This window comes from Vibrio ponticus (genome assembly GCF_009938225.1).
Taxonomy (GTDB): domain Bacteria; phylum Pseudomonadota; class Gammaproteobacteria; order Enterobacterales; family Vibrionaceae; genus Vibrio; species Vibrio ponticus.
On record NZ_AP019658.1, the window covers coordinates 1,078,627 to 1,091,241 of the forward strand.

Annotated in this window: 9 protein-coding genes and 1 tRNA gene; 5 read left to right on the plus strand and 5 right to left on the minus strand. The window is 43.1% G+C overall.

Annotated features, from left to right (window positions below; genetic code table 11):
• Nucleotides 1-3: 3 nt before the first annotated feature.
• A protein-coding gene (locus GZN30_RS18960) for an IS3 family transposase (protein WP_408646766.1) occupies nucleotides 4-1,241 on the plus strand; the annotation gives its coding sequence in 2 pieces (ribosomal slippage) (nucleotides 4-375 and nucleotides 378-1,241; 1,236 coding nt in all).
• A 797-nt stretch (nucleotides 1,242-2,038) separates the two neighbouring features.
• Here GZN30_RS18960 and GZN30_RS18965 read toward each other — a convergent pair.
• Nucleotides 2,039-2,551 carry a hypothetical protein gene (locus tag GZN30_RS18965; protein ID WP_075647871.1) on the minus strand — a complete coding sequence of 171 codons (513 nt, stop codon included), beginning with the start codon at nucleotides 2,549-2,551 and terminating at the stop codon, nucleotides 2,039-2,041.
• Between the two features lie 316 nt (nucleotides 2,552-2,867).
• On the opposite strand from GZN30_RS18965, the gene GZN30_RS18970 reads away from it, so the two are divergent.
• On the plus strand, nucleotides 2,868-3,911 hold the full coding sequence (locus GZN30_RS18970; protein ID WP_075647785.1) for an IS110 family RNA-guided transposase: 1,044 nt from the start codon (nucleotides 2,868-2,870) through the stop codon (nucleotides 3,909-3,911).
• Nucleotides 3,912-4,369: 458 nt separating this feature from the next.
• On the opposite strand, the gene GZN30_RS18975 is transcribed toward GZN30_RS18970, so the two are convergent.
• Together GZN30_RS18975 and GZN30_RS18980 are read right to left on the minus strand one after the other, a co-directional pair.
• The gene (locus GZN30_RS18975; protein WP_083627126.1) at nucleotides 4,370-5,170 is read right to left on the minus strand and encodes a hypothetical protein; all 801 of its coding nucleotides are present in this window, start codon (nucleotides 5,168-5,170) and stop codon (nucleotides 4,370-4,372) included.
• Between the two features lie 21 nt (nucleotides 5,171-5,191).
• A tRNA-OTHER gene (locus GZN30_RS18980) sits at nucleotides 5,192-5,275 on the minus strand.
• Between the two features lie 158 nt (nucleotides 5,276-5,433).
• Here GZN30_RS18980 and GZN30_RS18985 point away from each other — a divergent pair.
• Nucleotides 5,434-6,588 (plus strand): IS110 family RNA-guided transposase, encoded by a 1,155-nt coding sequence (locus GZN30_RS18985; protein ID WP_075650296.1) that lies wholly within the window; start codon nucleotides 5,434-5,436, stop codon nucleotides 6,586-6,588.
• Nucleotides 6,589-7,089: 501 nt separating this feature from the next.
• A complete protein-coding gene (locus GZN30_RS18990; protein ID WP_161987121.1) occupies nucleotides 7,090-8,154 on the plus strand; it encodes an IS110 family RNA-guided transposase in 1,065 nt (354 codons plus the stop codon).
• A gap of 454 nt (nucleotides 8,155-8,608) precedes the next feature.
• On the opposite strand, the gene GZN30_RS18995 is transcribed toward GZN30_RS18990, so the two are convergent.
• Together GZN30_RS18995 and GZN30_RS19000 are read right to left on the minus strand one after the other, a co-directional pair.
• Complete coding sequence (locus tag GZN30_RS18995; RefSeq protein ID WP_075647783.1) at nucleotides 8,609-10,255, minus strand: hypothetical protein; 1,647 nt, start codon at nucleotides 10,253-10,255, stop codon at nucleotides 8,609-8,611.
• A gap of 134 nt (nucleotides 10,256-10,389) precedes the next feature.
• On the minus strand, nucleotides 10,390-11,004 hold the full coding sequence (locus tag GZN30_RS19000; RefSeq protein WP_075647784.1) for a hypothetical protein: 615 nt from the start codon (nucleotides 11,002-11,004) through the stop codon (nucleotides 10,390-10,392).
• 123 nt (nucleotides 11,005-11,127) lie between these two features.
• Here GZN30_RS19000 and GZN30_RS19005 point away from each other — a divergent pair, with 123 nt between their 5' ends.
• Complete coding sequence (locus GZN30_RS19005) at nucleotides 11,128-12,282, plus strand: IS110 family RNA-guided transposase (protein ID WP_075650296.1); 1,155 nt, start codon at nucleotides 11,128-11,130, stop codon at nucleotides 12,280-12,282.
• The last annotated feature ends 333 nt before the right edge of the window (nucleotides 12,283-12,615 follow it).

Here is a 12,615-nt window from a genome sequence, read left to right on the forward strand (position 1 = left end):
ATTATGACCACGTCAAATAAACTCTACATTAAGCGCACTCAGCGTGATTACACACTAGGCTTTAAATTGCAGGTTGTTGATGCTGTAGAAAAAGGCGAAATGACCTACAAGCAAGCACAAGCCATTTATGGTATCCAAGGTCGCTCAACTGTTTTAACCTGGCTGAGGAAGCACGGGAAAATGGATTGGACGCAAAACCCAAGGAAGAACGCTATGCATGAGACTACCAAACCTAGTGAGTCTCCCGCTCAAAAAATTAAACGTCTTGAAAAAGAACTCGAAGATGAGCGAATAAGAAATCTGTTCTTGAATGAAGTGGTTGATATTCTTGACGCTGAGCATGGGACAAGCCTAAGAAAAAAGTATCTCGCCAAGGAGCGAGAAGCCTTCAAAAACAGAAAGGGATCAGCTTAGCTAGAATTTGCCGCCTATGTGGCATATCGAGACAAAGTGTTTACCAAAGAGAAAAGCGAGCAGCTGCCCGTCAAATTAAGCTCGATCCCGTAAAGCAAATGGTTTTAGAGCTCCGACGTTATATGCCTCGAGTTGGAACAAGAAAACTGTATTTCTTACTCAAGCCAAAGCTAGAAAAAGCAGGCATTAAACTAGGTCGGGATGCGCTCTTTGACTACTTACGTAATGAGAGACTCCTTGTTCGACCAAAACGCAGTTTTACAAAGACAACCAATAGCCGACACTGGATGCAAAAGCACCCTAACTTACTGAAGGAGCTTAAGCCGAGTCATCCCGAAGAAGTATTGGTCAGCGATATCACCTACGTCCAATCGGATAAAGGTGTTCACTATTTATCTCTTGTGACAGACGCATTTAGTCGAAAAATCATGGGGTATGAGTTGAGTAATGAGATGAAAGCAACAGATGTTGTAAAAGCTCTGCGCAAGGCGATAAAAGCACGTCAATATCGATGCTCTTGCATTCATCACTCAGACCGCGGTCTTCAATACTGCTCAACAGTTTATCAAGAGCAGTTGAAAAGTGGGCACATAAAGCCATCCATGACTGATGGGTATGACTGCTACCAGAATGCGTTAGCAGAGAGAGTCAACGGGATACTAAAACAAGAGTTCCTACTCGATAGGTGTCAAGACATCAAAGAGCTCAACCAACTAGTAAAAGAGTCTATTAGTATCTATAACAATATGAGACCGCATCTTAGTCTCGGGATGAAAACCCCAAATGAGGTTCATGAAAAAAGCCAACTGCTAACGCAGTTGGCTTAGTATAAAACTGTCAAGGTATTTTAGGACGAGACATCTTTTTATCTTCAGGACGTACCCAAATCAGGCTGCAGAGCCAAAAGCCTTAATCCAAGAAGTACTCGACTCATATGTTTTAGGTAAAAGTAAGTTAGTTACTTTGCCAATTCCTCTTGCAACAAATTATATAAAATATGTTGGACCTGTAATTGGTTAGTCAGTTGACGTATCCCATGATTCGATAAAATTAGCTATTCGAATCACTTTATGATTTGAATAAAAGAAATAATCACATCACCTTAAGCACACTATCACTATCGGCATATCCAATACTGACTGTTCAGATCTATTCATCATCAATCGCCGCTGGTCGTCATGTTAAATCACCAAACTATCAAAAGTGTCACTCATGCCCTCAGGAGATAGTTGATGTTTGTTAATTCAACCCCATCATACTCACCTCTAGCTCTGATTAGCCGCTTCATTGGTGCGCACCCATAACAACGAACAGCAAAGTTGCTTACACCTCGGCTGAGCCTGAAGATAACTGGAAAACAACTGTTTAACTATTTTTTGAATAGCGCCAGATGGGGTTAACCGATATGTGTCTAGGGGGACGCCTAGTCTGACCCTATGACAAATCATAGGCAGCGGCGAGACCGCAATAAGAGATCCTCAATATGTGTTTGTCGTAAGCAATGCTTGATGACCGAAATGACAAAGCGAAGTAGATAACTTTGTTGTTCGAAGAGAATTGGCTGCTCACGCAGCCAACAGGATGTTATTGCCTATTGACAGGCAGAAGGCTCATATGTGTTAGCCTACTTGGAATAGTAGTAACGATCACGTGGGTCGATACCTTTATAAATCCAAGGTTTCTTGCTCTTGAGGATTTCTCTCATTTTTCGACTACACTTCGACCGCCTTGGAAAAACAGGGCGACCTAACCGTAATTGGTGAAAAGAATAAATAGCTCTGTGATACTTTATAGGTGCATGATCATCGAATGTGAAGTAAACCTTATCTTCGACAACTGACCATAGAACAGCAACACTCTTGGTGTGAGAGTACTTTGCATGATGAATACGCCGACCGTTGCCCGTCATCTCGGTTCCAGAGGCTGGCACTACGCGAAAACTTCTTCGTTCTAGGTATTCTTCAATTTCTGGACTGTAGGCAAGCATTTCTTTCTGGGTTATTACTCCACCACCATTTCTAATGGCCAAATCCATAATAGCTTGAATAATCTTATACTGAATACCATTTGAGCTTTTTTTGTCTTTTAGCCAGCTACGATTGTATGTTTGGTTGCAAAAGAAAATCTCTGAATCCATTATTTAGCGTTCTCCTTACCACTGTTTATAAACTCTTCTGTAACGTACTTTAAACTAACAAAGATGCATATTAAATGTTGGCTATAATGTTTGGCTAATTACGTTACTCTTATTGAAGGCTAACGCCCAATTAAGGTGTGAAGCACGCTACCAAGGCACTCAAACTGGACGCCGTAATAACTAAATTAGACCCAAACCAAAAATGCCAAGCGTGCTGAATCACTCTTGAACAATTTGATACTCATTGAGCCTTCTCCTCCAACTTAGCCTCTCGACTAAGCTGGAAGGCGACGAAACCCAAAACGGAGAAGACTCGATGAGATTCTATAACAACCAGCATAACTATTACTGTGGCATTGATCTGCATGCGCGCTTACTTTACGTCTGTATTCTCGATTCACTTGGCAATAAAGTCCTACACAAGAAGATTGATGCAGATCCCGATGCGCTACTTGAGTTAATTACGCCTTACCAAGATAACATCATCATTGGTGTCGAATGCATGCACTGCTGGTATTGGGTTAGCGATCTTTGCCTTGATTATGCATTTGACTTTGTACTCGGTCATGCGCTGTATATGAAAGCGATTCACGGAGGTAAAACGAAAAACGATCGTATCGATTCTTTCAAAATTGCGTCACTGCTTCGTGGTGGTCATTTCCCTATCGCCTATGTTTACCCTAGAGCCATGCGAGCAACACGAGATTTGCTACGACGAAGAACCAAAATCATGCGCCATGGGGCTGACCTCAAAGCCCACGTTGCCAACACCTTTAGCCAATACAATCAGCAAAGCCACAATGTTCAGCTGCGCTACCCGTGCGCACGTGAACAGGTACGCAATCAGTTCGATGAGCCCTCAATCAATCGAAGTATCGATATGGATTTAAATGTCATCGCCTTTTACACCAAGGAATTGGCGAGCGTCGAACACATTATTGAAAAAACTGCCAAGCAGCACAGTGCTCAAGATTATACTCTCATCCAAACTGTGCCTGGTATTGGTCGCATTCTCGCCCTCACTATCTTGTATGAAATTGGCAATATTGAACGCTTCCCGTCGGTGCAAAACTTTGCCTCTTACTCACGGTTAGTCAAATGCAAAGCCGAATCAGCGGGTAAACAAAAAGGAACCAACGGCAACAAGATTGGTAACGCCTACTTAAAATGGGCATTCTCCGAAGCAGCGGTTCTTTATTTAAGGAGCAATGAACCCGCCAAGAAATACATTCAACGCTTGCAAAAACGCATGAGCAAAGCCAAAGCGCTATCAGCGTTAGCTCATAAGCTAGGGCGATGTGTCTACTTCATGCTGAGGGACAAAACGGTGTTTGATGAGAAACGATTTTTACCCCAATAAGTCGCACAGTGAAGTGAGCTGAACGTCTAACTGGTGCTGAGTGAGAACACGTCACTGACTCTAATTTACTGGGATTTAAGCCCGAAAAGGTCGGTTGTGTCAGGTAGTCCAAGCCCTCTTGCTTTGATTAGCCGCTTCATTGGTGCGCATCCACAACAACGAACAGCAAAGTTGCTTACACCTTGACTGAGCCTGAAGATCACTGGAAAACAACTGTTTAACCATTTTTTTGAATAGTGCCTGCTGGGGTTAACCGATAAATGTCTAATGGCCCAACCAATAATGGTTGGCAGCGGAGAGACCGCAATAAGAGACCTTCTATATGTGTTTGTCGTAAGCAATGCTTGATGACCGATATGACAAAGCGAAGTAGATAATTTTGTTGTTCGAAGAGCATTGGCTGCTCGCGCAGCCAACAGGATGTTATTGCCTATTGACAGGCAGAAGGCTCATATGTGTTATGTGTAATGTTCGACTAGATCTTTGATAAGTGCCGGACTAAAAATACTATAATTAACTTCCAACCATCTCTCGATTTGTCGCGTCCTTTTTTCACCTTTTGATTGCTTAGTTAACACAACAAAATCTCTTTCTTTATTCAAAATAGAAATAACATCCGCTATTTTCGTATTATTTACAAGGTTTAAATAATGGTCATCAATAGCATTACAGCATTTGATCAAAAACGTAGTGAGGGTCGTTGCTTCTTTTAAAGTCACTTTATCAGCACGAAAGTCTGAAATAGCTTTGTCCACATCAAAGTGATAATAATCTTTATAAATATCATTAGATTTACTTTGAAGAAATTGTTTATCTTTAGATGAAATATTTGCATTAGACTTAGCATGAACAATTTTATTACGCCAATGACACATTAATTCAGTTAATACGACCCACTCTCTTTCAATTCCAGGAATACTTTTACAAAACGCTGAAACCCTTTTGGCTTTAGAGTCTTGTGATTTCAATGCTATATTGAAATTTATCCCCGATGGAGACCAAAAAGGGTCTTTACTTAACTCTGAAAGATACTCAAATAACATTTCCGCATGAAAAACAATAGATGAGCGAATAGCAAATCGTCTGGCATTTTTGGATGCACCACCAACATTCACGGGCTTCCATGTAATATTTAAACCAGCTGGAGTTGTAGTGCTATTTGATAAATGAGAGAGTGAAACAGCGATTGTATTTAAACTATGGATGCTACCGCCAACTTCATCTGTTAGTTTGTGGAGATAAGGGGACTTTTTTGCCATCATTGAACCTAATGAGTGTAATGGTACTGTCGGGACTCGAACCCGCATTTCCAGATTTAAAGAAACTTTTAGTTTCTGGTGTCTTGCCAATTAGACGATAATACCATTACGCAAAGGATGCTACCACTATATGGTTACTCGATCAATGTATAATTACACATAGACATAATGCCCCCCACGAGGTGCTAGCCTCCAATATCGTGGGTTAGCTTAAAGCCAGAGCCATAATTAGTGTGACTAAACAACTAAATTTGGAGGCTAGCATGAATAACGATAGCATAATTTTCATTGGCTTAGATACGCATAAGTCCTTTATCCAAGTCGCAGTTCTGCAAGGTCATCGTGGTGCTCAACCGCAACAACTTGGTCGTATTAAATCTAACAAGTCGGCGTTGGTTAAATTGGCCCAGCAACTCCAATCAAAATATCCTAAAGCTACCTTTCATTTTGTCTACGAGGCGGGCCCATGCGGATACTGGACTTATCGCCTGCTCACAAGCCTTGGGCACTGTTGCTTTGTTGTCGCGCCATCACTCATCCCCAAAAAACCTGGTGACCGAGTGAAGACTGACAAGCGCGATGCCGCTAAGCTTGCCAAACTCTTCAAGGCTGAAGAGCTCACACCTATCTACGTTCCAGAAGCCGAAGATGAAGCCATACGAGATCTCTCAAGAGCCAGAGAAACCGCCATGAAAGATCTTAAGGACGCTAAGTTCCAACTCAAAGGCTTCCTACTTCGCAATAATGTTCAGGCAACGGTGAATGACAACTGGTCTAAAAAGCATCTACGGTGGCTGACAGACCTCATCCTCCCTCACCATAGCCAACAGATCGTTCTGCAAGAGATGATCATTACTATCAGTGAACGAATGCAAAGGCTTCAGCGACTCGATAATGAACTGCTCCATCAGGTAAAAAATTGGCGATACTATCCTGTGGTCAAAGCGGTTCAAGCCATGCGAGGCGTGCGATTGCTGGTCGCTCTAGGCACCATCGCCGAACTTGGTGATTTACGACGGTTCGATCATCCCAGAAAGCTAATGGCTTACCTTGGTCTCGTTCCGACCGAAAGCTCTAGTGGCGGCAAAACTCGACGGGGCAGCTTAACCAAGTGCGGGAACAGTCGAGCAAGACGACTATTGGTGGAGGGTGCACATACCTACAAGCATAAAGCCAATATCTCTGTAGAGCTCCAACTACGGCAAGAAGGACTCCCCAAGGAGATCGTCGATATTGCTTGGCAAGCACAGCAACGATTATGTCGACGTTACCAACGACTACTTCAAAAAGGTAAACATAGGAATGTTGTGGTCGTGGCTATCGCTAGAGAAATGATCGCTTATATCTGGGCTATCGCAAGAGAGGTTGTCGTAAGCGACGTTGATCCCAAAACGCGCATCGCAAGGCTACCTGCATGAACAACGAATTAGTGTTATCGCAAAGAATGAAGCATCGGGTGTGGCACAACCACCGACGGCGTTAGGACGGCAATAGAGCGTAAGCTGTATTGAACCACGAGCATAGACTGAAGACAGGTGCCACGACGGAACAAGTAAGGTAGGCTCTGCTCACCAATGGTGAGTAATCCACGTATATCAGCATGAGAACCGACGACATTACTTGCTTCACCTATGCGGTAACACTACTACTGATTTACAAGTAAGGCTCTGGAAATGTGGGAGCAGAAACTTCTACGTTTTAATTGACAATGGGGGTCATATCAACGCCGCGTTAAGTGGTGAACAACGCCAACCACCAAACTTAAGCCATTGTACCTTAAACACTTAACCTGACTGGAACTGAAATCGCCAAGCGTTGTGAATCACTCTTAAACAGATTGATACTCATTGAGCCTTCTCCTCCAACTTAGCCTCTCGACTAAGCTGGAAGGCGACGAAACCCAAAACGGAGAAGACTCGATGAGATTCTATAACAACCAGCATAACTATTACTGTGGCATTGATCTGCATGCGCGCTTACTTTACGTCTGTATTCTCGATTCACTTGGCAATAAAGTCCTGCACAAGAAGATTGATGCAGATCCTGATGCACTGCTTGAGTTAATTACGCCATACCAAGATAACATCATCATCGGTGTCGAATGTATGCATTGCTGGTATTGGGTCAGCGATCTTTGCCTTGATTATGCGTTTGACTTTGTACTCGGTCATGCGCTGTACATGAAAGCGATCCACGGGGGTAAAACCAAGAACGACCGAATCGATTCTTTCAAAATTGCGTCACTCCTTCGTGGTGGTAATTTCCCTATCGCCTATGTTTATCCAAAAGCGATGCGAGCAACACGAGATTTGCTGCGACGAAGAACCAAAATCATGCGCCATGGCGCTGACCTAAAAGCTCATGTTGCCAACACCTTTAGCCAATACAATCAGCAAAGCCACAACGTTCAGCTGCGCTACCCATGCGCCCGTGAACAAGTACGCAATCAGTTCGACGAGCCCTCAATCAATCGAAGTATCGATATGGATTTAAATGTGATCGCCTTTTACACCAAGGAATTGGCGAGCGTAGAACACTTTATTGAAAAGACAGCCAAGCAGCATAGTGCTCAAGATTATTCTCTCATCCAAACTGTGCCTGGTATTGGTCGCATTCTCGCCCTCACTATCTTGTATGAAATCGGTAATATTGAACGCTTCCCGTCGGTGCAAAACTTTGCCTCTTACTCACGGTTAGTCAAACGCAAAGCCGAATCAGCGGGCAAACAAAAAGGAACCAACGGCAACAAGATTGGTAACGCCTACTTAAAATGGGCATTCTCCGAAGCAGCGGTTCTTTATTTAAGGAGCAATGAACCCGCCAAGAAATACATTCAACGCCTGCAAAAACGCATGAGCAAAGCCAAAGCGCTATCAGCGTTGGCTCATAAACTGGGGCGATTTGTCTACTTCATGTTAAGGAACAAAACAGTGTTTGATGAGAAACGATTTTTACCCAATAAGTCGCACAATGAAGTGAGCTGAAAGTCTAACTGGTGCTGAGTGAGAACACGTCACTGACTCAAATTTACTGGGATTTAAGCCCGAAAAAGTCGGTTGTGTCAGGTAGTCCAAGCCCGCTTGCTTTGATTAGCCGCTTCATTGGTGCGCATCCATAACAACGAACAGCAAAGTTGCTTACACCTTGGCTGAGCCTGAAGATAACTGGAAAACAACTGTTTAACCATTTTTTTGAATAGTGCCTGCTGGGGTTAACCGATAGATGCTAGGGGGACGCCTAGTCTGGCCCAACCAATAATGGTTGGCAGCGGAGAGACCGCAATAAGAGACCTTCTATATGTGTTTGTCGTAAGCAATGCTTGATGACCGATATGACAAAGCGAAGTAGATAACTTTGTTGTTCGAAGAGCATTGGCTGCTCGCGCAGCCAACAGGATGTTATTGCCTATTGACAGACAGAAGGCTCATATGTGTTATATTATTTTTTGCACTGTACCAATAAACCAACAGGCGAGTTTGATAGTTTTTTATCCGCCTCTGCTAACTCTTTGTATTTTGCCGGTATATCTTTTATTTTAGGCGCATCAACTAATTGACCTACTCCCCAATTTAGAAAACCGTACAATGGTGTACCCGTCGCGACAGCTGTGAGCTCAATAGCACCAGTACAAAGCATAGAGCCTATTTCTATTCCACCAAAGCGCCATTTTTTGCTCCTTAATTCAGCAAGTTTCTTATTGTGCTCATCAAAGGCATTTTGAAAGTTCTTATACACTTGATAGGTTGTCTGCCCGAAATTATCTGGTGATGCTTTGATTAGACTCTCTAAATTGGAACCAACCATTTCACGCAGTTCTTCCAAAGCTCCTTGCTCACGAATTTCAATTAGCGACTGAGGAGGAATACTACCAAGCCAACTCAATTCTGTGCCATCTAAAGAGGTAAGAGCATGGGAGCAATGCAATAACTCTTTGTTCGCATAGTCCAGTTGAGAACTATCGAGTTGTAACTTCCAGTTAAAGTATCGCCACGAAGTTGGCGCATCTATAACTGGAACCCCTCTCAATCTACGACTCTTCAAAAGAGCATCATTGGCTTGCCCCATGCGCCCAAGAAAATTAGTGAACACTTTTTGCCCAACATTAAATTGCGCCATTGCGCCAAAAGGAACATCGCACAACTGTTTAAGCTGCTTTTCAGGATCATTCCCTAACTCTATATCTGCAAGCAATTTAGTGTCATCTTTAACCTCTTTGAGAACTTTAGAAGCACTATCGAGAGAAGAAAAATATTCGTAAGCTTCCTCAATAGATTCAAATTTACGCTCAAACGCTTGCTCTGCAAGCTTAAGACTATCGGCTTCCGCAAGGCTTTGAACAAACTCAGCTTCATTTTCTTCGAAAAATTTGGGTTCTGGAAGTATTGCTACTATGGGTGCAGTAAACTCTGCAAGAGCCAAATCCTTATATGCGAGAACTCCGAGTGCGTGCTTGAGCAAATAATATACTTTTTGTTGGTCGTCCCACATTGGATATAGTTCTAAAGTACGGACAAAGGGACAAGGGAGTACGATTGTATCGCTATAAATTCCACATTTTGATGCAATATTATGAGAGTAAGATGGAAATAGGTCTCCGGCATGAGATAACTTGAGAGTATTCATATCTTCTAAATGATCCCAAGCTACATCCCCACATGACAGCCATAGCTCTCTTATATGATTCAAAAACTCAGGAATAGACTTCAGTAAACCAGCTCTCTTTTCGTGATCCTGCGAAAAGAATCTAGCTGTTAGATCTGGATCTTTATTAGCTTTGATCATCATTTCATAAAAGAAAGAGAAATTCGTTTCGATGAAGCCAAAGTAAGCTTTTTGAATTTCACTCAAAGGTAAAAGCTTTTTATTTTCTTCTCTATCGTGAAACGTCGTAATGGCATTTGCCATCGCTCTAACAGACGCATCAACTGTGTTTAGATCTACTTTCCCATTTGAGTCCATTCGGACAAGTTCAAGGCTTTTTCCAACCTTTTCATAAACTTCTGGACTAACCCGAACTTTTCCTGCCTTAAAGTTTTCCTGCAGGATACTCAAGCGTCTTTGCATTTCATCTTCATTACTACTCATAACTTTCCCAAATAATATAACGCCGCGTTAAGTGGTGAACAACGCAACCACCCAACCTAATAATTACACCCTAAACACCGCAACAAATTTGAACTAAAAATGCCAAGCGTTGGGAATCACTCTTAAATGCTTTGTTATGCATTTTCAATCACATACCACAACTGCGCACCAAGATTGCATGCCTCGAAAGTAACTGGGATTTTACCATCATTTGTCACCTTTGCTTCGTACTTACGTCTTAGTAAGCCAAGATTAGCCAGCTCTTCGGGATGATCAGCATCATAAGCAAAAGCATACCCATTTCCATTGCTGTAATCTCTTGGCAAATACCAAACGTCTAAGGTGCTTTTCAGAGTGGGGCTAAAGCGCTCGATTGTATATACCAGACGCTCGAAAGTATCTAGACAGTAACGCCCCTCAACAAGACCAATAACTGCCTGAGCAATCCATTTGGACTTATCAACATTGCTAACTCTTTCTAGGATGAACACTAGATCACTGCTAATCTTTTGGAGCTGCTTTTTATTTTCAACTCCAACATCGATGTTATCAATATGGCTGTTTTTCAACTTGATAAGGAAAGCCTCTAATTTCTTGGCAAACAAATAGTTCGTTATATCTCCTTTGAGTTGTAATACTTTGACGGCATTTCCCAACAACGGAATGTCCTTAAGCAAACCATTTTCAAGCAGGGAATCAAATATCAGTTCACCATTACTTACAGCTAGATCTACTACTTTTTCTTTCATCTAAACTCCAAGAAAATGCATAGACATAATGCCCCCCACGAGGTGCTAGCCTCCAATATCGTGGGTTAGCTTAAAGCCAGAGCCATAATTAGTGTGACTAAACAACTAAATTTGGAGGCTAGCATGAATAACGATAGCATAATTTTCATTGGCTTAGATACGCATAAGTCCTTTATCCAAGTCGCAGTTCTGCAAGGTCATCGTGGTGCTCAACCGCAACAACTTGGTCGTATTAAATCTAACAAGTCGGCGTTGGTTAAATTGGCCCAGCAACTCCAATCAAAATATCCTAAAGCTACCTTTCATTTTGTCTACGAGGCGGGCCCATGCGGATACTGGACTTATCGCCTGCTCACAAGCCTTGGGCACTGTTGCTTTGTTGTCGCGCCATCACTCATCCCCAAAAAACCTGGTGACCGAGTGAAGACTGACAAGCGCGATGCCGCTAAGCTTGCCAAACTCTTCAAGGCTGAAGAGCTCACACCTATCTACGTTCCAGAAGCCGAAGATGAAGCCATACGAGATCTCTCAAGAGCCAGAGAAACCGCCATGAAAGATCTTAAGGACGCTAAGTTCCAACTCAAAGGCTTCCTACTTCGCAATAATGTTCAGGCAACGGTGAATGACAACTGGTCTAAAAAGCATCTACGGTGGCTGACAGACCTCATCCTCCCTCACCATAGCCAACAGATCGTTCTGCAAGAGATGATCATTACTATCAGTGAACGAATGCAAAGGCTTCAGCGACTCGATAATGAACTGCTCCATCAGGTAAAAAATTGGCGATACTATCCTGTGGTCAAAGCGGTTCAAGCCATGCGAGGCGTGCGATTGCTGGTCGCTCTAGGCACCATCGCCGAACTTGGTGATTTACGACGGTTCGATCATCCCAGAAAGCTAATGGCTTACCTTGGTCTCGTTCCGACCGAAAGCTCTAGTGGCGGCAAAACTCGACGGGGCAGCTTAACCAAGTGCGGGAACAGTCGAGCAAGACGACTATTGGTGGAGGGTGCACATACCTACAAGCATAAAGCCAATATCTCTGTAGAGCTCCAACTACGGCAAGAAGGACTCCCCAAGGAGATCGTCGATATTGCTTGGCAAGCACAGCAACGATTATGTCGACGTTACCAACGACTACTTCAAAAAGGTAAACATAGGAATGTTGTGGTCGTGGCTATCGCTAGAGAAATGATCGCTTATATCTGGGCTATCGCAAGAGAGGTTGTCGTAAGCGACGTTGATCCCAAAACGCGCATCGCAAGGCTACCTGCATGAACAACGAATTAGTGTTATCGCAAAGAATGAAGCATCGGGTGTGGCACAACCACCGACGGCGTTAGGACGGCAATAGAGCGTAAGCTGTATTGAACCACGAGCATAGACTGAAGACAGGTGCCACGACGGAACAAGTAAGGTAGGCTCTGCTCACCAATGGTGAGTAATCCACGTATATCAGCATGAGAACCGACGACATTACTTGCTTCACCTATGCGGTAACACTACTACTGATTTACAAGTAAGGCTCTGGAAATGTGGGAGCAGAAACTTCTACGTTTTAATTGACAATGGGGGTCATATCAACGCCCTGTTAAGGGGTGAAGCACGCAA